22 protein-coding genes and 1 pseudogene are annotated in these 21,287 nt (G+C 38.2%); 5 read left to right on the forward strand and 18 right to left on the reverse strand.

Features of this window, described 5'->3' with window-relative positions; all coding sequences use genetic code 11:
• Positions 1 to 16: 16 nt before the first annotated feature.
• The 5 genes from rpiB to LPC09_RS24270 form a co-directional block, all read right to left on the reverse strand.
• Entirely contained in the window at positions 17 to 463 is a 447-nt protein-coding gene (rpiB, locus tag LPC09_RS24250) for a ribose 5-phosphate isomerase B (RefSeq protein ID WP_098795452.1), read from the reverse strand.
• A gap of 46 nt (positions 464 to 509) precedes the next feature.
• Complete coding sequence (locus LPC09_RS24255) at positions 510 to 1,796, reverse strand: methyl-accepting chemotaxis protein (RefSeq protein WP_231308635.1); 1,287 nt, start codon at positions 1,794 to 1,796, stop codon at positions 510 to 512.
• A gap of 24 nt (positions 1,797 to 1,820) precedes the next feature.
• Positions 1,821 to 2,270 (reverse strand): low molecular weight protein arginine phosphatase, encoded by a 450-nt coding sequence (locus LPC09_RS24260; protein WP_269217410.1) that lies wholly within the window; start codon positions 2,268 to 2,270, stop codon positions 1,821 to 1,823.
• Between the two features lie 138 nt (positions 2,271 to 2,408).
• On the reverse strand, positions 2,409 to 3,284 hold the full coding sequence (locus LPC09_RS24265; protein ID WP_231308636.1) for a TIGR03943 family putative permease subunit: 876 nt from the start codon (positions 3,282 to 3,284) through the stop codon (positions 2,409 to 2,411).
• 14 nt (positions 3,285 to 3,298) lie between these two features.
• On the reverse strand, positions 3,299 to 4,315 hold the full coding sequence (locus LPC09_RS24270) for a permease (RefSeq protein ID WP_231308637.1): 1,017 nt from the start codon (positions 4,313 to 4,315) through the stop codon (positions 3,299 to 3,301).
• A gap of 236 nt (positions 4,316 to 4,551) precedes the next feature.
• Here LPC09_RS24270 and LPC09_RS24275 point away from each other — a divergent pair, with 236 nt between their 5' ends.
• The gene (locus tag LPC09_RS24275; RefSeq protein ID WP_231308638.1) at positions 4,552 to 5,538 is read left to right on the forward strand and encodes a CobW family GTP-binding protein; all 987 of its coding nucleotides are present in this window, start codon (positions 4,552 to 4,554) and stop codon (positions 5,536 to 5,538) included.
• A gap of 26 nt (positions 5,539 to 5,564) precedes the next feature.
• On the opposite strand, the gene LPC09_RS24280 is transcribed toward LPC09_RS24275, so the two are convergent.
• From LPC09_RS24280 to LPC09_RS24295, 4 genes are all read right to left on the reverse strand, one after another.
• Complete coding sequence (locus tag LPC09_RS24280; protein WP_231308639.1) at positions 5,565 to 6,323, reverse strand: alpha/beta hydrolase; 759 nt, start codon at positions 6,321 to 6,323, stop codon at positions 5,565 to 5,567.
• Positions 6,324 to 6,401: 78 nt separating this feature from the next.
• The gene (locus LPC09_RS24285; protein WP_231308640.1) at positions 6,402 to 6,962 is read right to left on the reverse strand and encodes a manganese efflux pump MntP; all 561 of its coding nucleotides are present in this window, start codon (positions 6,960 to 6,962) and stop codon (positions 6,402 to 6,404) included.
• Between the two features lie 77 nt (positions 6,963 to 7,039).
• Positions 7,040 to 8,089, reverse strand: coding sequence for an L-threonylcarbamoyladenylate synthase (locus LPC09_RS24290; protein WP_231308641.1), 1,050 nt, complete (start codon positions 8,087 to 8,089; stop codon positions 7,040 to 7,042).
• 166 nt (positions 8,090 to 8,255) lie between these two features.
• Positions 8,256 to 8,699, reverse strand: coding sequence for a GNAT family N-acetyltransferase (locus tag LPC09_RS24295; RefSeq protein WP_231308642.1), 444 nt, complete (start codon positions 8,697 to 8,699; stop codon positions 8,256 to 8,258).
• A 170-nt stretch (positions 8,700 to 8,869) separates the two neighbouring features.
• Between LPC09_RS24295 and LPC09_RS24300 the strand changes: the two genes are divergently transcribed.
• Together LPC09_RS24300 and LPC09_RS24305 are read left to right on the forward strand one after the other, a co-directional pair.
• A complete protein-coding gene (locus tag LPC09_RS24300; protein WP_231308643.1) occupies positions 8,870 to 9,721 on the forward strand; it encodes a hypothetical protein in 852 nt (283 codons plus the stop codon).
• A gap of 44 nt (positions 9,722 to 9,765) precedes the next feature.
• Positions 9,766 to 10,788 (forward strand): hypothetical protein, encoded by a 1,023-nt coding sequence (locus LPC09_RS24305; RefSeq protein ID WP_231308644.1) that lies wholly within the window; start codon positions 9,766 to 9,768, stop codon positions 10,786 to 10,788.
• A gap of 76 nt (positions 10,789 to 10,864) precedes the next feature.
• Here the strand turns inward: LPC09_RS24305 and spoIIR are convergent, their stop codons facing one another.
• The 3 genes from spoIIR to prfA form a co-directional block, all read right to left on the reverse strand.
• Positions 10,865 to 11,518, reverse strand: a complete 654-nt coding sequence (gene spoIIR / locus LPC09_RS24310; protein WP_231308645.1) for a stage II sporulation protein R — start codon at positions 11,516 to 11,518, stop codon at positions 10,865 to 10,867.
• A 127-nt stretch (positions 11,519 to 11,645) separates the two neighbouring features.
• Positions 11,646 to 12,494: a peptide chain release factor N(5)-glutamine methyltransferase gene (gene prmC, locus LPC09_RS24315; protein ID WP_231308646.1), complete on the reverse strand. Its 849-nt coding sequence runs from the start codon at positions 12,492 to 12,494 to the stop codon at positions 11,646 to 11,648.
• Between the two features lie 7 nt (positions 12,495 to 12,501).
• Positions 12,502 to 13,572, reverse strand: coding sequence for a peptide chain release factor 1 (gene prfA, locus LPC09_RS24320; protein ID WP_098795438.1), 1,071 nt, complete (start codon positions 13,570 to 13,572; stop codon positions 12,502 to 12,504).
• A gap of 150 nt (positions 13,573 to 13,722) precedes the next feature.
• Between prfA and gloA2 the strand changes: the two genes are divergently transcribed.
• A complete protein-coding gene (gloA2, locus tag LPC09_RS24325; RefSeq protein WP_098795437.1) occupies positions 13,723 to 14,109 on the forward strand; it encodes an SMU1112c/YaeR family gloxylase I-like metalloprotein in 387 nt (128 codons plus the stop codon).
• Between the two features lie 253 nt (positions 14,110 to 14,362).
• Here the strand turns inward: gloA2 and nikE are convergent, their stop codons facing one another.
• From nikE to nikA, 5 genes and pseudogenes are all read right to left on the reverse strand, one after another.
• Positions 14,363 to 15,217 carry a nickel import ATP-binding protein NikE gene (gene nikE / locus LPC09_RS24330; RefSeq protein ID WP_098795436.1) on the reverse strand — a complete coding sequence of 285 codons (855 nt, stop codon included), beginning with the start codon at positions 15,215 to 15,217 and terminating at the stop codon, positions 14,363 to 14,365.
• Positions 15,218 to 15,234: 17 nt separating this feature from the next.
• Positions 15,235 to 16,037 (reverse strand): annotated as a pseudogene (locus tag LPC09_RS24335) (ABC transporter ATP-binding protein).
• Between the two features lie 15 nt (positions 16,038 to 16,052).
• Positions 16,053 to 16,886 carry a nickel ABC transporter permease subunit NikC gene (nikC, locus tag LPC09_RS24340; protein WP_098795434.1) on the reverse strand — a complete coding sequence of 278 codons (834 nt, stop codon included), beginning with the start codon at positions 16,884 to 16,886 and terminating at the stop codon, positions 16,053 to 16,055.
• A complete protein-coding gene (gene nikB / locus LPC09_RS24345) occupies positions 16,883 to 17,827 on the reverse strand; it encodes a nickel ABC transporter permease subunit NikB (RefSeq protein WP_231308647.1) in 945 nt (314 codons plus the stop codon). The genes nikC and nikB overlap by 4 nt, the downstream gene beginning before the upstream one ends.
• 25 nt (positions 17,828 to 17,852) lie before the next feature.
• Positions 17,853 to 19,430, reverse strand: coding sequence for a nickel ABC transporter substrate-binding protein (gene nikA, locus LPC09_RS24350; protein WP_442920047.1), 1,578 nt, complete (start codon positions 19,428 to 19,430; stop codon positions 17,853 to 17,855).
• A 402-nt stretch (positions 19,431 to 19,832) separates the two neighbouring features.
• On the opposite strand from nikA, the gene LPC09_RS24355 reads away from it, so the two are divergent.
• Positions 19,833 to 20,348, forward strand: a complete 516-nt coding sequence (locus LPC09_RS24355) for a MerR family transcriptional regulator (protein ID WP_231308648.1) — start codon at positions 19,833 to 19,835, stop codon at positions 20,346 to 20,348.
• Positions 20,349 to 20,366: 18 nt separating this feature from the next.
• On the opposite strand, the gene LPC09_RS24360 is transcribed toward LPC09_RS24355, so the two are convergent.
• Positions 20,367 to 20,801: a hypothetical protein gene (locus tag LPC09_RS24360; protein ID WP_231308649.1), complete on the reverse strand. Its 435-nt coding sequence runs from the start codon at positions 20,799 to 20,801 to the stop codon at positions 20,367 to 20,369.
• Between the last annotated feature and the right edge of the window lie 486 nt (positions 20,802 to 21,287).

Below are 21,287 nucleotides of genomic sequence, written 5' to 3' on the forward strand. Positions count from 1 at the left end.
AATTTACGACTTCCTTTTAGTTTTGATTCTCTTCGTATTGAGTGATCTTTCCTACGCGTGTTGCGTGTCGCCCACCTTGGTAGTCTGTTGTTAGCCAGATTTTAGCGATATCTCGTGCTAAACCAGGACCGATTACGCGCTCACCCATTGCGAGCATGTTTGTATCATTGTGCTCACGAGTTGCTTGGGCACTGAATGTATCATGAACAAGTGCGCAGCGGATGCCTTTTACTTTGTTTGCAGCGATGCTCATGCCAATACCAGTTCCACAAATTAAGATACCACGATCAAATTCACCGTTTGCTACTTTTTCCGCTACAGGTAGAGCATAATCAGGATAATCAACGGATGTTTCACACTCACATCCCATATCCTCAAATTCGATATTTAATTCTTCAAGTAATCCAATGATTTCTTTTCTAATATTGATTCCACCGTGATCTGATGCAATTGCTACTCTCATCTTGCCCTCCTATGGTTACGTATTTCTTCCATTTTTATTCTATCTCTTAAATAATAAAACGATCAATTGTTTTCCTTAATTCTTCTGAACTTTCTGCTAGTCTCTTTCCTAAATCATTCATGTGATTAATTTGTTCAGACTGCTCATTAATGGACGATGCGACCTCATGCGCACCTGCTGATGTTTCCTGGGCAATAGCCGCAACTTCCTCAGATTGTGCACCCGTTCTTTGTAAGGAGTCCATTTGTTGGTGAATGAGCTCACTAATTTGCTTAACTGCAGTGGCCACATCTAAGATAGCTTGACTTGACTCGCTTAGGATTTCAGCTGATACTTGTCCATTTTTTGCTTGATTTCTAGCTGTTTCTACTTGTTCCCCAATTTGGCCAACAACATTTTGAACTTCTTGTTGAATGTTTTGAATTAGACCTGTTATTCCTTGAACGGCTTTTGCACTTTCATCCGCTAGCTTACGAACCTCATCAGCTACAACAGCAAAGCCTTTACCATGCTCACCTGCTCTAGCTGCTTCAATTGAAGCATTTAGTGCGAGTAAATTTGTTTGATTTGCAATTTCCCCAACAAGAGATACGATCGATGATACTTCATTTGCGTTCTCTTCTAAACGGCGCACAGCTGTCATTGATTTTTCATTTTCTTCTGCTAGTGTTTGAATTCCACCGATTAGTGACGAATAAACTTCTTTCGTTTCATTTAATGAGGACACCATATCATTTGATAGCTTTTCTGATGTTGTTGCTTTCTCTTCAACCTGTGTAGCAAATTCAATCATGTCTTCAACAGATGTCGCAGTTTCCTGAATAGCCGTTGCCGATTGGTCTGCACCACGGGCAATTTCTTGAACAGTAACTAATATTTCATCCGCCTGGTTTGAAGCACTACTAGATGCTGTTGCCATTTGACTAACTTGTTCATTAGTAGAGTGAAAGTTTGACTCAATGCTTTGAACCATATTTCTCATATTGTGAAGCATTTCGTTAAAAGCTACACTAAGTCCTCTAATTTCATCATCACTATTTGAAACAGGTACGTCTTCATGAATATTTCCCTGTGCAGCTTTGTATGCGGCAACTTCAAGCTTTTTTAATGCTCTTGTCAAAAATCCTGATCCGAAGTAAGCTAAGACCCCTGACCAGAAAACTCCCATTAATAAAGTAATGAGCGTAAATAAAGCTGGTGACACAAGGTGGTCAACATATTTAACTATAAATGAAATAAAGATCGCACTTGTTGAATACGTAATAATCGCAAGTACTGTTGTAAAAATGACAAGCTTTAATCTTAAGCTAAACTTATACTTTTTCTGTTTCATGATGGTTTCTCCTCTGCATGTCGATCATTTGTCGAGCTTTTCCACTAACTTTGTAATAAGTTCTTCGAGATCTGCTAAAGTTTGACGATACATCGGCAGGGGTCCTCCGAATGGATCTGAAATATCTCGTTTTTCTTCATCCTGATCTGCTACATATTCTGACAGGGTAAATGTTTTACGCCCTGCATAAGGGTGTTGATCAATGACCGATTGTTTATGTTGATTTGTCATCGTTAAAATAATAGTTGCCCATTCAACTAGGTCTTTTGTTAAGCTTGAGGATTGATGTTCACATGTAATTCCTTTTTCCTTTAAGGCTTCAATTGCGTTTGGAGATGCTGTACTGCCATCAAAAGCAAAAACTCCTGCAGATTTCACACTTATGTTATCTGAGTTTTTCAAGTGATTGAAAAGAGCCTCGGCCATAGGGCTTCTGCATGTATTTCCCGTACAAACAAATAGGACATTTATCATATAAAACACTCCTTTCTCTTATTATAATAGAAAAATGGAGCTGAAAGTAGTCATGAAGATCATTGAATTCGACAAAAGTGTGATTAGGCTTTTCGAAATAATAAAAAAGTGTAGAACAAAAGTCTACACTTCTCCATTTTAATAAATATAGATATATGGATCGGAAGGTGCTTCAACTTTTTCTAACGAACTAATTCCGATAGATGGGATTGTTACTCCATTTCGATCTGTTTTCTCAATGACTCCTGATACCTTTACCCATTCATCATTTTTTAAATTTTTTACTTCGTCACCAGTTGCGAGAGTTCCCATTACTTGAAGATCTGCAACACAGCAAGATACGGTGAATCTGGAAACTGCCATTTGATCTTGAGTAAAATCAGGCTCACGGTATACAAAGCCGGTTAGTTCAATTTCTTTACCGACAAACTCATCAAGATGTGTTTCAAGATATCCAGATATTTTTTGATACTCTACATCTGTGACAACTATTTTCTCACTATTTAAAAGTCCCTCGATGTATAAATCATCAACACTTTTAGGCTGATTATCAGTATCAGCAACTGCAGTTGTAGTACTTTCTTCAGTTGATTCATCTTGTGTGCTAGTGTTTTGATTTTGTTCCGCAGCAACAGAAGATGTTCCTAAGTTAATTCCTCTTTTCGCCACGATAGAGCTGTCCAAAATGACTTCAGGAAACATAAATCCAGTTAAGATCGGAAACAAAAAGATTGAATAGATTAATAGAGACTTTATTGGTGAGCTTTTTGCAGTATGATCTAATCCACAATCACAAAAAAGGTCTATATCCTTTTTTGAATCACTGCGAAAAATTTGAATTGTTCCAAGTATTAAAAATGTACCGGTAGCAAAGTAAATAAACGGCAGCATTTTAGGTGCAATAAAGTTAGTAATATTTCCTGAAATAATCAGTTTAAACAATAACATTGTAAAGCCAACTAAGATAATACCACGAATAAACTTCTGAAATCCTAAGTGATCTGACTGCTCCATCTAGATTCCTCCTATTAAAATAGTAATGCTTGATAGATAAGAACACCTACGTATACAACAACTGTCACAACAAGCATAAATACAAGGACAAACTTTGTTTTAAAATAAGCAAATAGCATGACCGTGTTTTTCAAATCCAGCATAGGCCCGTAAACTAGGAAAGCAAGTAGAGCACCTGGTGCAAACGCACTTCCGAATGAAGCAGCAACAAACGCATCCGCTTCTGAGCATAGAGATAAAAGAAAAGCAAAAGCCATCATAACAATAGGTGAAGAAAATTCATTTGAGCCTAAACTCACAAGAATGCTTCGATCTAAGAAAGTCTGAAACACACTAGCAATAAGAGCACCTATGATTAAGTATTTACCCATATCAAAAAATTCATCACTTGCATGGTAGATCGTTGCTTTTAATCGGTTCACTTTTATAGGTGTTTCTGATGAGTCCGCTCCTCTACCAATTAACTCTTCAGATGTTACTTTAAATTGATTACTTTGTTTAAATAGAAAATATAGAATTAATCCGATGACCATTGATAATAAAAACGCCAAAGCCATACGCCCAATTAAGATATCCGTATTGTTTCGAAATGCAAAGTAAGTTGAGGCAGCAACAACAGGATTTAAAATAGGGGCACAAGCTAAAAAGACGAACGCAACATGCAATGGCATCCCTTTTTTTATAAGTCTTCTAACAACAGGGACAATTGCACATTCACAGACTGGAAATATCGCTCCTAATAATGCCGCTGGTAAAACAGCAACGATCATATTCTTGGGGATATATTTTTGAACTGTTTCTTCTGAGACAAAGACTTGAATGAGAGATGAAACAAAAACACCTAGCAATATAAATGGTATAGCCTCGATCACAATACTTAAAAAGATTGTATTTAGGTTTAATAGATTCTGAGGAATGGTAAATTGCCTTTGTAATGTTTCGTAATCCCAAAAGAGAAAAAAATAGATAAAAACGGCAACTAAAGCTAATCCTATTATCTCTTTTGACTGATTTAATAGTGATGTTTTCATTCTAAAACCCCTTTGATTTCATGATTTTCATCCAAATGCCTAAAAATCTAGGTATCTTTTTATATTTTTCTGCATATATCCTTATGATAGAGCTCAAATGTTAAGGAATCTTTTACAGAATTTGTAGATTTCGTAAAGTTTTTGTAAATTTCTGCTATAACGTTGTCGAAGGTACTAGAATAAAATATGATGAAAGAAATTGAATCGTTATGTTTCCTACTAAATGGAGGGATTTGATGAACAAGCCTGTTGAAGTCTATATACTAAGCGGTTTTTTAGGAAGCGGAAAAACTACTGTTCTGAAGAGAATTGTAGATGAATGTAAAAAACGTGACCAAAAGCTCGGCATTATTTTAAACGAGCTTGGCGATACAAATGTAGAAAATCATCTTTTTGAAGATGAAAAAATGTACGAGCTTCTTAACGGCTGTATTTGCTGTTCGATTCAGGATGACTTAAAGATGACCTTGAATCAATTTGTGGAAAATCCTGTTGATGTGTTACTTATTGAAGGAACTGGTGTAGCAAATCCGAATGAAATTGTGGAGGCTTTAGCCACTCCGGAATATATTGATAGATTCTCTCTACTTTCGATTATTAGTTTAGTTGATGCTAGCAATTACCTTGACTATCAAAGTATTTTTTCTAGCTCAAAGAAAATTCGTACGTTATTAAAAGAACAAATTACAAGTGCTTCACTCATTATTTTAAATAAAACAGATCTTGTTTCAGATAAAAAGCTGGAAAAAATCAATTTACAAATAAACAAGCTAATCACCCATGATGTTCCTGTTGTGCAATCTAGCTTTGGTGAGGTTCCAGCAGATGTGCTTCTTCAAACAAGAATTAGAACATTGAAGTTATCCCAAGAACCTAAAACATGTGGCTGTTCTTCTAACTGCGATCATGACCATTCTCACGATCATGTAAATCATGCTGCCATTAAGGCGATTAAGCTGGAAGATTTGCCTATTGTGGAGAAAAAGGAATTCGAGAAGTGGCTAAAAGAACTGCCTAACGACGTGTTACGTGGGAAAGGGATCATTCAATTTAAAGGTGACTCTGCTCTTTACTCGTTCCAATTTGCTTCAAAAAAGCTTGCGGTGGATAAAGTAGAGGGAACAACTAGTCAAAAACCAATTATGATTTTAATTGGGAACCATTTGAACATTGAAGAAATTAGATCTTCGTACGAAAAAACATTTTTGCAAGTTTCAAGTTAAAACAAAGAGGTGTGCTCACCTCTTTGTTACTTTATAAATTCAAGTAAAGACGGCACCCTTTTTTTAAAATCCTCATAGTGATGACGCCCTTCAGGAATAATATTAAATTTCACATTCGGCACTTTGTTATTCAGTAATTGATAAACCCTTTTGTTTGATGATACAAATTCTTTATTTTTCATTTCATCATTTGTTTCACTGTCTCCACAATCCATATAAATGCCTTTTACATCTGATATACTTGAATGCTGAATGTATTTTTCGATTTCTTCCTGATTTCGTAAAAAAGCTGAGGAGATTGCAGCAACTTTGTGGAAAACCTGTGGATAACTACATGCTGCGTAAACTGATATTAATCCTCCAAGCGAAATACCAGCTATTGAGTTTTGATCGCTTAACGTCCGGTATTTTTCATTAATAAACGGCATAAGGTCATTGATAATAAAATCAACATAATCCTTCCCCTTACCTCCTGGTAAATCAACCTGTCCAAAATGCTTCCTGCTATATTCACCAATTTCCCAAGGGCAATATTCATTCATGCGCTCCTCAGGGTTTTGATCAATCGCCACCACGATTAACTCATAATCCTTTTTATTAAGATAATGTTCGAGCCCTAATGAAACGCCACCAATCGCTTCGTCATCACGAAATACATTCTGACCGTCATGCATGTACAACACAGGATAACGTTTTTCACCCTTATCATAATGCTTTGGTACATATACTCGAATTGTTCGATGTTGTTTAAGAGTTGTCATATAAAGAGAGAAAAATTCAACCATATTTGTTCACCATTCACTTTCAGGTTTTATGTATTTTAAAAAAGGATCAAACCATAAATGATTTGAACCTTTGAGAAATTAAAAAGGAAATAAAAGCTTTAAACCAAACGCAAGCAGAATACTTCCACCAAGCGCTTCACTATAGGCACCTAACCAATTTTGGACACGCTTGCCAACCAATAACCCAATCCACGTTAACACCATACTAACAACTCCGAACATCATGACTGTTAGAAAGGTTTTGGCCCCGTAGATTCCTAAGCTTAAACCAACTGAAAAGCTATCTAAACTGACACTTAAGGCAAAAACAATTAAACCGAATCCTACGGGTGTAATGAGCGGCTCATCATCTTTTTTAAACGATGCAAATATCATCTGAATACCTAATAAAATAAGTAGAGTAACGCCTAATAAAGTAGCAATTGTTCCAAACGTATCACTTAGTAGACGGCCAATTAACATCCCGACAAGTGGCATCCATATATGAAAAACGCCGATTGTGATTCCTATGTAAAAAATCTGCCGCATTCGCAGCCTAATTAAGCCCATGCCAAGGCCGACCGAAAAAGCGTCCATACCTAGTGCCAGTGCCATAATAAATAATGTAACGAGTTCTCCCAATATTGATTCTATGTTCATTTTCCCCCTCCTCGGACACGCCTAATTAACCTTATGCGCACCCGATTCTGATTAGAACATAGTATTAAGGAGCTTGATTATTCTTCTACAATAACTTGGTTTCCAGCTGCTTTTAAAAGCCTATTCATAATGGCTTCACCAACACCGGCCTGTGGAAAACTTTCACTTAAAATAAGATCAACATCTTCTTCTTGGTCAAATTTTCTTAACACATCATAAAGATTAGCTGCTACAGTTTGGAGGTCTTCCCGTGTTCCGCATGCTATTACCTTTGCAGCCTGAAGCTCAGTTTTCCCTTCCTCTGTTGTTAACACACCTACTTTTTTACCGTTCTTTTCATATTGGTTGATAAGAGTTTGTAAAAACGGACGACTTCCATCAACGACAATAACAGGTGCGTTTGGAGCATAATGTGTGTATTTCATGCCGGGAGACTTTGGTGCATGACCTTCTTCAAGTAATGCCTGGTCCACACTCACTTCACCAACAACTGTTTCCAATTGCTCCTTCGTTACTCCACCAGGTCTTAAGATCGTTGGAATGGTTGAGGTACAATCCACAACCGTTGATTCAACACCAACTCCAGTTGGCCCCCCATCAACAATCCCACTGATTCTACCTTTAAGATCATGGTATACATGCGAAGCTTGGGTTGGACTTGGCTTTCCTGATCGATTTGCACTTGGTGCCGCGACTGGGACATCTGCCTCTTTTATTAACGCTAAGGCAATTGGGTGATCGGGCATTCTCACTCCAACCGTATCAAGCCCCGCTGTAACGAAGTCTGATAAGAGCTCTCCTTTTTTTCTCAAAACTAATGTTAACGGGCCCGGCCAAAATTCCTTGATCAACAGATTTGCATAGTCAGGGATATCCTGTACAATATCGTTCAGCTTTTCTTGTGAAGCAATATGGACAATCAATGGATTATCACTTGGGCGCCCCTTTGCTTCAAATATTTTACGGACCGCTTCATCAGAGCACGCATTTGCTCCAAGTCCATAAACAGTCTCGGTAGGAAAGGCAACAACCTCGTTTTCTTTTAACATTTTAGCTGCCTGTGTAATTTGTGGATAACTAGTGGATAAGTCAGTTAAGTCATCCACAGTCCAAAGATTCGTGTTCATTTTCTATTAACTCCCTTAAAATCCGTACTTTCACCTACATTTCTTGCCTAAATGTAGAGGTTTAACTCTAGAAAGTATAAAAGAAGACTCACAATAAAACAAGCCTTATCCACAATTTGTGGATAAGGCTGTTATTATTGTGAATAACTATGTGGATATTAGAAAATTAAGAGGATTTCACCATAATCTTTGCATTTGGATCTTCAAGTGAACCACTCATATGATCTAAGGTTAACATTTCATCCGGAATCACATCTGATTCGATTTGGCTAAAGCCCATTAATGCTAGAAAATGTACAGATGCTTCTTTGTTTGTCACAAGGTATAAATTCTCAATTCCCTTTTTCTCTGCTAACGTTTGAATGCTTTGAAAAAGTGTCACAATATGTGCCTGCTTTAGCTTGTCCGAAACAACGAGAGAACGCAGCAATCCATGAGTATTCAGCGGTTCCACCCCAATACAGGCCACAACCTCATGATTACCATCCTCCAACATCACAAAATAATCTATTATACTATCCAAACCTTCTGAACTAAGTCCTGCTTTCTCAATAAAATCTGTTAATCTACCAAGATCCTTTTCCTCTGCTATTTTTAACTGAAATAACATACTTTCACCCCATTTTGTTTTCTCTACTAAACTCTATGAGGAGAAAGCTAGATTTATTCATAGATTTTCTTCGACAAACTTCGGGAAGTGACAGGCACTACCTACATATTCCTACACATCTACACGAAGAGTATATATGGTGCATTTTTCAACGGAAAGGTGGTGAAATCATGCAATTCCGTCATTTATTATTTGTTGCTTTGGTCAGTTTTGTAGCCTTTGCTTTTCCTGATGATACTTTTGCTAAGGATAACGGTCAGGCTGAGAATAAGAATGCTCAAAATGCTCAACAAAAAGTGGACACGGTAAAAAAGGAAATTTCCAAACCTACTCCATCACCACAAGCGAAACCGGAAAAACCTGTACAGAACAAGGTTGAGAAAACGCTTCCGGCTCAGGCAAGTGAAAAAGCTAGTAAAGCAAAGCCCCTTCCTGAGAAAGCTAGTGATAAAACGAGCAACACTAAGCAGCTTCCTGAGAAGGCAAGTGATAAGGCAAAACAAGCTGTTAATAAAGTGAAAGAAGAAAAGGAAAAAACGGTTAACAGCAACCAGCCTTCAGAACAGACAGAAAAGAAATCCTCTGCTACTGAAAAGAAGGCCGAAATTGAAGTGAAATCTCCTTCACAGACTGTTGTTACTACTACACACTCTGTTAAAGAGACTACATCAAAAGCATCCGAAAAAGGTGATGACGTTAAACCTGCCGACACTAGTAAAGAAGAAGTGAATGTGGAACCTAAGAAGGAAGATGAACTCCCTATTAAAAAGGAAAACAATGTTCCAATTAAGGCAATCAACCCTCACTCTTCTGTTTCTCAGAAATCTTCTGAAGGATCATCAAAGGACAGAACGAGCAAAGGATCAAATGCAAATAGTACATTTGATAAATTCATAGTAAATGCAGAAGCGTACTTGATCGTTAAGCGGGTTCAGCCACTTATTTCTAAGCAGCTCCAGTTCCGCAATCAATGGGATCATGCACCTCCATCGCCGCCACCACAAGATACTCCTTTTTTCTAAAACTATTGTAAATACATTTTTTAATAGAAAAAGGAGAGAATGATATGTTAAAAATGAATGTGGTAAAAACAGCGGTATTAGCAGGAATTGTTTCAGTAGGAATTTTTGCTGGAGGTCAAATTAGTGAAGCAGCAGGACCGAAGGATGCTAAAGCAGTAAAAACGGTAAAAGTTGTGGAAGCTAAAAAAGTTGAAGTGAAAGCTGGCAAATCACAGGCTAGTGTTAAAGCTAATGCAACAGCAAAAGAACATGCTGCTGCAAATTCAGCTGTACACGGAAAAACGAAAGTAAAAGCTCAAAAAATGGAGGCAGAAGTACAACCTGAAGTAACTGAAGCGGAACAAACAGAAGTTGTTGAAGAAACAGAAAAGCAAAATAAATCTGCAGCAAACAAAGCAAACTCACAAGCATATGAGAATTCTAGTGACAATGCAAAATTGCATGCAAATAAAAATGCTGCTGTTCACGCTGTAGCTGAAGAAGAAGTGGCAACAGATGTAGAAGAGAATACTTCTGAAGAAACAACTGAAGAAGCTACTGATGTTAATGAAGATAGTGAATCTACTGTAGAAACTGATGCAACTGAAGAAGGTACAGATGTTAACGAAGAAAGTGAAACGACTGTAGAAGAAGATGCTGCGACTGATGCAGATGCAGAAGAAGCTACTGACGTTAATGAAGATCGTGAAACAACTGTAGAAGAGGGCACAACTGAAGAAGGTACGGAAGAGTCTACAGATGTTAACGAAGAAAACGAGACAATTGTAGAAGAGGGTTCAACTGAAGAAGGTACGGAAGAGTCTACGAACGTTAACGAAGATAGCGAAACGACTGTAGAAGAAGCTACAACTGAAGAAGCAACGATAGAAACTACTGAAGATGAAGCTAGTAAAACTGTTGAAGTAAATACTTCTAGCAAAAATAAAGCAGCAGCAAAAGCAAACGAACACGCTAGTAACATGGCAAAATTACATGCACATGCAAACTCTGCTGTTCACGCAACAGCTGTGGAAGAAGAAACAGTTGAAGCAGATGAAGAAATTCAAGTTGAAGTAACAGTAGAATAAATCGATCAAAAAAGCCGGAGTGATTATCACTCCGGCTTTTTGTATTCGACAAACTTCGGGGAGTGACAGGCACCCTTCACGAAAACAACCCTTCAAACCACTCAACCAAAAAGAATTTCACTTCTACTTCTTGCTTGTCTTCTTCTTCGTCGACAACTAGTGATGCGACTTCTTCTGTTGTTTTGCTTGCTTCGTTTGTTTTTTCTGTTTCTTCAGCTTGTACGGCTTCTCCGTTTGAGAAGTCTAGGAAGCATAGTGGCGGGAATAGGACACACCACCAGTTAGCGCCTTTTGCTTCACCAAGGCTAATTAAGATTGCTTCGTATTCACCTGCTGGATAAATGAAGTTACCATAAAGCTTTGTTGGAAAGCTTACATCATGATCAAAATCTACTGTATACTCTTGCTCCATGTTTTCTTCTTTTAGTACACGTGCAACGATGTTTTCGATTTCCGGTAGTCTTGATTCTATTAACTCTTCAGCTGCTTCTACTGAAGTTAATTCTGCAACCCACTCTGTGATTTCCTTGTTTACTTCATCGCGAACTTTTCTCTTTAACTCTTGATCTTCATCAGAATTACTATTTGCTAGAATTCGTAAGCGAATCGCTTCATCTGGTATCACTACCGGTTCCTGTGTGCTAGCTTCCACCGGCTCTTTATAAACATTTGCTATTGCTCCAAAGAATAATAAGAATATATATATAAGTGCTAATTGTTGTTTTTTCATTTCCTCACGCCTCCCTTGTAGTAGACAGTATAGTCAGCGTGAGAGATTCTTAAACTATATTTTTAAAAAAATAGTTTTATAGTTTTTAAAAAAGAATAGAGCCCTGTTTTACCAAGGGTTCTATTCTTTAAATTGTTGCAAATACCATGCGATCTTTACCATTAATATCGTAAACAACTTCTACTTTGGCCTTTGTCGAAAGTGCTTGTTCAAGAAGAGCCTTAACATCCTTCCCCTGTCCTGCTCCAATTTCAAACGCAATTAATGCTTTTGGATTTAGCAGGCTTTGCATGTCAATGATCAATCTTTTATAAAAATCCAAGCCATCTTCGCCACCAGCTAATGCCCGCATTGGTTCATGATCCTTCACAACAGGTGATAGTGTTTCGATTTCCCAATCTGGAATATAAGGTGGATTTGATACTAAGATATCGATTTTATTTTTAACAGGTTCTAGTAAATCTCCGTGAAGCCACTCGACTTCAGCATGTAGTTCTCTGCTGTTTTGCTGTGCTACTTGAAGAGATTCCTCTGCAATATCAACAGCTGAGATACGGAAATTCGGGTTTTCAAGAGCCAATGTAATGGCTATTGCACCGCTACCTGTCCCAACATCGACGACATTTAGTTTTTGCTCCCCCTCAAAATGCTGAGAGGCTCTTTGTAAAATCCCTTCAACAAGCTCCTCTGTTTCCGGCCTTGGTATTAACACCTCTTTATTAACAAGAAAACGTCTGCCATAAAACTCTTCATATCCGATTAAGTATTGAACAGGCTGTCCTTCTGCATGTTTTTTCACATCAGCTTGAAATGCGTGGATTTGCTTTTCTGAGAGGACCAGTCTCAAATTAGACAATAATGTTGCCCGCTCCATCTCTAGATGGTGGCGCAGCAATAATTCTCCTGCATTTTCATCTCTTCCCGCTTCCTTTAAAAAAGAAGAAGCCCAATTTAGGGCTTCGTACACAAATTTCATGTTTATTTTAATCTTCCGCAGCTTCAAGGCGGCTTGATTGATCTTCAACGATAAGTGCTTCCACGACTTCATCAAGCTTACCTTCTAAGATTTGATCAAGCTTTTGAATCGTTAAACCGATTCGGTGGTCTGTTACACGGTTTTGCGGGAAGTTATATGTTCGAATACGCTCTGAACGGTCACCAGTACCAACCGCAAGCTTACGGTTTTGATCGTACTCAGCTTGTGCTTCTTGTTGGAATTTATCATAAACACGAGCACGAAGTACCTTCATCGCTTTTTCTTTGTTTTTGATTTGTGATTTTTCATCCTGACACGATACAACTGTACCAGTTGGTAAGTGTGTTAAACGAACAGCTGACATTGTTGTATTAACACTTTGTCCTCCTGGACCACTTGATGCAAATGTATCAACACGAATATCTTTTTCATGGATCTCCACTTCTACTTCTTCAGCTTCTGGTAAAACAGCAACTGTCGCAGTTGAAGTATGAATACGACCACCTGATTCTGTTTCAGGAACACGTTGTACACGGTGGGCACCGTTTTCAAATTTCAACTTTGAATAAGCACCTTTACCATTGATCATAAAGATAATTTCTTTATAACCACCGGTACCTGTTGCGTTTGCTTCCATTACTTCTGTTTTCCAGCCTTGCATCTCAGCAAAACGGCTGTACATACGGTATAAATCAGACGCAAACAATGCAGCCTCATCACCACCCGCTGCTCCACGGATCTCCATAATAACGTTTTTATCATCATTAGGATCTTTTGGAACAAGTAAAAGCTTAAGACGAGCTGTTAATTCTTCTTCACGTTCTTCTAACTCGGAAAGCTCTTCCTTCGCCATTTCACGCATTTCTGCATCAAGCTTCTCTTCAAGCATTGATTTTGTATCAGAAATTTGCTCACGGACTTCTTTGTATTCGCGGTAAGCCTCCACAGTTTCTTGTAGATCTGATTGTTCTTTTGAATATTCACGTAGCTTTTTTGAATCATTAATAATATCTGGATCCATTAAAAGCTGATTTAACTTTTCATAACGGTCTTCTACCGATTGTAAACGATCTAACACACATGTTCACCTCAATTTTCATGCATAACATTATAATTATAGTATAGGTCACAATAAGCGTCAAAAGCAAATTGACTAAATATAGTTCATTATAATATGATTTGTGAAAAACAGTGACTTTATTACATATTTAGGGAGAGAAGTTAAAATATGAAAATCAATAAAATCCACCATGTTGCGATTATTTGTTCTGATTATGATAAATCAAAGAAGTTTTACACAGAGGTCCTTGGATTTCCTGTTATATCGGAAGTTTATCGCGAAGAACGGAAGTCGTATAAATTAGATTTGATTGTTCATGACACCTATCAAATTGAGCTATTTTCTTTCCCAGATACCCCTGGCAGACCAAATCAGCCCGAAGCAGCAGGATTACGACACCTCGCTTTTGAAGTGGACAATATTGATGAGGCTGTTAATGAGCTCATAGGAAAAGATGTAGAAGTCGAAGAAATTCGAATCGATCCATTTACCGGCAAGAAATATACATTTTTTAAAGATCCTGATGGCCTGCCGTTGGAGTTGTATGAGGGGTGATGTGGGGACAGGTTCCTTGTCCCACTTTTTTGTGGTGCCTGTCACTTCCCGAGTTTTGTCGAACAGGACTAGGTACTTTGGGTTGGTGGTGCCTGTCACCCCCCGAGTTTTGTCGGCTAAAACATGTTTACACACCATACAAATGGCACATAAAAAGGAGTGTCCAAATAGTGGACACTCCTTCTTTGTACAAATCCCGATCCGTACATTCCTATTCGCGGGTCAAGGAACCTGTCCCTCCGTCCCTTCTTTGTCATAGGATCTTATACGCGGGACCTGTCCCTTTGTCACCAAACGAGCCGCTGTCCCTTACTGTGCGGTTTCGTGGGTGCTCGGCAAGGATAGAGTTTCTCATTTCTTTTGCGACGGGGTGGTTTGAGGTGAAGAATTGAGTTTTGTCGTGGTAGAGTTCTACTAATTCTCCTTTTTCTAGCAAGCCAATTTTATCGCTAATTTCATAAGCGGCTTTTATGTCGTGTGTAATAAAGAAGTAAGATAAGCCAAAGTCTTTCTTTAGCTCTTTTAGTAATTCTAAAACAAGTGTTTGATTCACCATATCAAGACTGCTGACAGATTCGTCTAATACGATCAAGCTAGGCTTTAGGGAGATGGCTCTTGCGATGTTGATTCTTTGTAATTGGCCACCGCTAAATTGGTTCGGGTATTTTTTTAGGTCCTTTTCGCTTAGACCTACTCTTTCCAGCAACTCAATAATCGTTCGCTTTTGTTCATTCACCGTTAGCTTTTCATAGTTTTCTAAAGGCTCGGCAATAATGCGTTCTGCCGTCAGTCGAGGATTAACGGAAGAGTAGGAATCCTGGAATACTACTTGAAGATCACGGCGAATTTTATGAAGAGTACGCTTATCAACGTTATAAAGATCATGGCCTTGAAAAAGAATTTCACCTTTTTGTGGTTGTTCTAATCCAAGTATCACTTTACCTAAAGTACTTTTACCAGCCCCGCTTGAACCAAGCATTCCTAAACAGGTTCCTTCTTCAATAGAAAAGGAAATATCGGAAAGAATCTTTTTCGAACGGTCTTTCCACTTAAAAAAGGATTGAGATCCGTAGCTATGAGTTACGTTATTTACTTGTAATAAACTCATTTTTCTCCCCCTCAATCTCAAATGACAGTTTCCTTTACATGTAGTAGTGGTCGTGCATGCAATAGTTTCTTTGTATATTCATGCTGCGGCTCATCAAATAGCTGAAACACATCTGCTTTTTCAACGATTTTACCATTTTGCATGACCGCTACGTCATCTGCCATTTCTGAGATAACCCCCAGATCATGGGAAATCAAAAGAATAGCCGAGCCATATTTAGAGCGAATCGCATCTAAATGATGTAATACTGTTTTTTGATTTTTCACATCAAGTGCAGTAGTTGGTTCATCGGCAATAATAACAGCTGGATGGGTACAAGCTGCAATGGCAATCATCACACGCTGAAGCATACCTCCGCTTAATTGAAAAGGATAGGATTTTAGCAGTTTTGCAGGGTCAGGTAGATTCACAGAGTTCATTGCTTCGATCGCAAGCTCTATTGCTTGTTTTTTATTAAAATTTGTATGAGAGCGAATCGTTTCAACAAATTGATGACCAATGGTAAAAACAGGTGTTTTTGCATAATAAACGCGATATCCTTGCCACGTATCTTCCGCATATCTTTGTCACCCAAACCGTTCAATTCACGACCTTGTAATGTTATGCTCCCTTCAATTGTTGATGTTTTTCTGTCAAGAAGCTGAAGGATGGACATACTTGTAACGGTTTTACCGCATCCACTTTCTCCAACAAGACCAAGAACACTTCCACGCTTTAATTCAAAATTAAGATCTTGAACTAGAGAAACCTCACTATTTTTCGTTTTTACCTTTACATGTAAATCTTTGACCTGTAGCACATTTGACTGTTCTGTTTCCAACCTTCTCATCCTTTGTTAAAATCTACGTTTTACACCGTAACGCTCTGACAATGCTTCGCCTAATAAATTGAATGTAATGATGACTACCATAATGAACAAGCCCGGATAGAGCATTAATTCAGGATTCGTTCGTATGTACGACTTTCCTTCATGAATCATTGCACCCCACTCTGGTGTAGGAGCCTGAACGCCCAATCCGAGAAACGACATGGCCGATATATCCATTATCGCCCAGCCCATTTCTAATGTTCCCATCACAACAAGCGGTGGAAGGACGTTTGGAACAATATGATTTTTAATAATTTTCCATTGAGAAGATCCACTCACCTTTGCAGCAGCAATAAAGTTCTGCTCCTTTAAGCTTAGGACCATCCCCCGGAACATCCGTGCATAATAAACCCATTGCACAAGCATAATGGCGATAATGACTTGTGTTAGCCCAGGTCCAAAAATACCTACAAGGCCAAGAACAAGGATCAAGTTTGGAAAAGCCATCACTCCATCACAAAACCTCATTAAAACGTGATCAATCCAGCCGCCTTTATATCCTGAAAAGGTCCCGACGATCAAACCAATTAGAATAGATGAGATAAAAATTAAAATGGCAAATCCTAGTGATATACGGGCACCATATAATATTCTTGATAAATTACATCTTCCTAGCTGATCCGTCCCTAAAGGATATTCCCATGATGGAGGCTGTAATTTATTCACTATGTTAACTGCGATTGGATCATTAGGTGCAATCCAAGGAGCAAATATAGCAATGAAGAAAAGAATACCTAAAATAATCGAGCAGATCGGAATTATTTTTTGACTGATGAAAATTTGGCGTATTCTTCTTATCATTGCTTGTAGCCTACTTTCCTGGAAATGCGCGGATCTATCACCATTTGAATCACATCTACTAGTAAATTACTAATAATAAACAAACTTGCTCCAATCAACACATAGCACTGAATAACTGGTATATCACGATTAAAAATCGCTTCAATAAAATAACGACCAAAGCCAGGCCAAGAAAAAACAGCTTCAACGATAATGGTACCTGTTAAAAGTTTTCCAAGATTCATTCCTAACCCGGTAATCATCGGCGAAATCGCAATCCTTAACACATGCTTCGCCATAATTGTTTTTTCTTTAATTCCCCTTGTTCTCGCATAAAGCACATAAGGCTCATTCATATTTTCAAGCACACTAGCACGTAACAATCTTGTGTAAATCGCAATTAACGGAAGAGCCAGGGTTACTGAAGGTAGAACAAGATGCTGCCATGTTCCGGTTCCTTCAACTGGAAATAGATCGAGCTTTACAGAAAAGAAAAAAATAAAAAGATATCCAAGCCAAAAAGAGGGGATGGAAGCCCCTATAAAGGAAAGAAATCGACTAAAGTGATCTATCATACTATTTTTCTTTATTCCAGCAAGAAAGCCAAGAGGAACACTAACAAGGATCGCTATTAAAATACTGCCCAGTGCTAACTGAATAGTAGCTGGAATTCGAGTGATGACCTCATCCCAAACAGGCTTATTCGAAACATAAGATATGCCAAAATCAAGCTGGCATATCTTTATAATAGAATTTACATATTGAATGAAAAATGGCTGATCTAAGCCAAACTCTTGTCTTTTTTGTTCCAAGAGTTCATCAGTTGGTTGAATATGGGCCGCAGTTAAATAAGCTTCAGCCGGATCTACCGGTGAAAGATGAATCATTCCGGTTGTCACAAGTGCTGCCAAAAGAAAAACCGGAACGATCGAGAACATTCGCTTTAAAATAAAAGTGCCCATAAATACCTCCTGATACTACTACTTCCTACTTCGTGCTAATATTTGTAAATGGATGCTCATCACGATTAGCAGGGAAAGTAAAGTTCGTTACATCCTTTTGATAGATTGCAGTTTTCTTAATATAAGAAATAGGAATAAGCGCTCCCTGTTCTTGTATCGATGTTAAGATTGATGTATATAGCTGCTGACGTTGTGCCTCATCAGTTGTCTTAGGAACCTCTGCAATTTGTTTCAATAAATCAGCTTTGTTTGGATAAGCTGATATTGCCTCATTAAATCCAAATCCTTCTGACGCAACAACGTTTAAGAACGTGTGTGGATCATAAGGAGCTCCATAGTTACTAAAGAAATTCACGTCAAATTCATTATCCTTAAAGCGTTGAACCTGCTCAGTTAGTTCAACTCCTACAATGTTTAATTTTACACCAATTGCTGCCCATTCAGATTGAATCACTTCAGCCATTGTTTTTTGAATTTGTTCTGCTGAGTCATACATTAGCTCAAATTCAAGAGGTTGTCCATCTTTTTCACGAACCGTTTCTCCTTCAGAAAGCGTCCAACCTGCTTCGTCTAATAACGATTTTGCTTTTTCTACATCATAATCAATGACAGTTGCACCATTGTCTTTTGTATAAGGTAAGTTTGTTGGCAGGATATAGTCTGCTTTTTCTTCATAACCTGACGTAACACCCTCAACTAAAGCTTCCTTATTAAATGCATAATGTAACGCTTGGCGTACTTTTTCATCAGAAAGCTGTTCTTTCTTCGAATTTAAAACAAGCTGTCTTGTTGCAACTGGCTCAGAAATACTAGATTCATAGTTTTCTGTTGATTCTAACTGTTTGAAAGCATCTAAACTAATTGTTCCTTCACCATAAAGGAGATCGATTTCACCTTTTTCAAACGCTAGAACTCTTGTTTCGGCATCAGGAATAACTTTCACAGTGATTTTCTCTTCTTTTGGAAGCTCACCCCAGTACTCTTCATTACGCTTGAAAACTGCATATTCATCTACTTTATAGTCTTCTAGCACCCATGGACCTGTTCCGACTGGTTCTACGATACCTTTTGAAGTATCACCATCCTCAGGAAACCCTGCTTCGCCTAAGAATCGAACTGGTCGAACAACGGCTAATTCCTGAATGGTTGGATAATAAGCTTCTGTTAAAGTTAGCTTGAATGTACTTTCATCAACAACTTCAGTTGAAGCAATTTTTGATAGAAACCCTAACCAGCTATGCATATCTAAATGATTTAAAATGGTATCAAAATTCTTTTTCACAACTTCGGCATTAAAGCTCGTTCCATCAGAAAACTTTACACCTTCTCGAAGATGAAACGTATATTCCTTACCATCCTCAGAAATATCCCAAGACTCTGCAAGATGCGGTTTTAGCTCTCCACCTTCTTGATAGCTAACTAATGGTTCATATACCATTGATTGCGCAAATAATTGTGAAGGATTATACACATGCGGATTCATTTCACCTATATCTCTAGGCCAAGCAAACGTCAGCATATTTTCTTCGCCTTTTTCCTCTGAGCCTGCTACTTCTTCACTGCTATTAGCACACCCTAGCAAAACTGAAGATAAAATAAAAATAAAAACTGATAATAATAACCCTCTACGATGATGTAACTTCTTATCCAAAATTCTTTCCTCCCAAACGCAATTGATAATTGTTTTCAATTGTATGAGAAGTAAGGGGAACTGTCAATAGAATTGTGGGAATTTTCTGGGTTGTGGTGCCTGTCACTTCCCGAGTTTTGTCGAACTGTTTGGTTTGGGTGCCTGTCACTTCCCGAAATTTGTCGAACCCTTCACAATATGTAAAACATCCACTTTCTTTGCCGAATTGGTTCTTGTTTTGTCTAATGTGAAGGGAACTTTCTTTTTAGGTCGAAATTCTACTCTAGTAAGTTCCTTAACAATTTCTGTTCTTAGGATTGGCGCAACGAGGAGTTTTGGACTTGTACTTATATCAGTATCAGGGGAGGAGAAAAGATGAGTACAGCTGCTGTTGCAAAGTCACTTGGGGTTTCGAGAAGAACGTTAATGAGATGGGTAGATCAGTTAGATTTGGAGCTAGAGAAAAACGAGCTGGGACACTATCAATTTTCAGATGCAGATATAGAGAGATTAAAACAACTGCAAAACAATCCGACAGTCACCCCAACACCTGCTAATGAGCAAACACGAAAGGGGACTATTACTCAAATGGTATCATTAGATGAAAGCAAAGTAGATTCCTTAACACAAAGGATCGAAGAAGTAGAACGAAAAGTTCAAAGCAAGGCTGATGGAGTCGTATCCTACCAACTTCTTCAACATCGAAGAGAGATGGAAGAATTACAAAGCACAATTAAAAAGCTAGAGCTTCGAATTGAAGAGCTTGAGCAAGAAAAACTTTCGAAAAAACAAGAATTTGGTAAAGATCCTTCTCTTGTTTTTGATCAAACAAAAGCACCAGCGAAGCCATCGCGCAGAAAAGGGTTAATTAGTTCTATTTTAGGTTTTTAAGGGGCGAAATGCCCCCTCTTATTTCTTTTCTACATTTACATCTATTCGATATCTTGGTAAAGCCGTAATCATGTTTTTATGAATTTCCTTCGTTTTCTCCTTCATTTCTTTTTTTGAAAGATCCTCAGTTGTATATACCGTCACATTTATATGGTTTGCATTCATGTTGACTCTTCCTAATGATAAGGTATCGTCATTCATAATTGCCTCTTCTAATTTACTTTGGTCATCCCCTTTGTCGGGTCTTGTTTCTGTTAGATCAATGAAATTTGGGTTTTGGTTTGGAACAAACTGCTCATCGTCGAGCTCTTGGTTATCATATGTGCCATGACCATCCCTCATCAATCTTAACCCGTTTACGTCTTCTTGTTGGGGCTCATAGCGTTCTCCTGCTTGAAACTGGCAGCCTGCCATACAAAAGCAGAGGATAGATAAGATAAGTACCTTTTTCATTTTTTGCACCTCCTAGTTTGTAGGATGCCCGATGATTTTCTTTTCATGAGGGGAAATGAGGACGTATGGGGGTGGATGAAGACCATTTTCCTTCATTCAAGACGCTATGTTGGTCTTCATCTCTCTTATGAAGACCATCTCCCTTCTTTCGAAACGCTGTAATGGTCTTCATCTCTACTATGAAGACCATTTCCCTTCTTTCAAGCCGCTATGTTGGTCTTCATCTCTCTTATGAAGACCATCTCCTTTCTTTCGTAACGCTATAATGGTCTTCATCACCCCTATGAAGACCATCTCCCTTCTTTTGAAACGCTATAACGGTCTTCATCACCCCTATGAAGACCATCTCCCTTCTTTTGAAACGCTATAACGGTCTTCATCACCCCTATGAAGACCATCTCCCTTCATTCGAACCGCCATAATAGTCTTCATCATATAAATGCTAATTTAAAAATGAACAAAGATGATTACATAAGAATGTACAGT

The sequence above is a fragment of the Metabacillus sp. B2-18 genome, assembly GCF_021117275.1.
GTDB lineage: Bacteria > Bacillota > Bacilli > Bacillales > Bacillaceae > Metabacillus.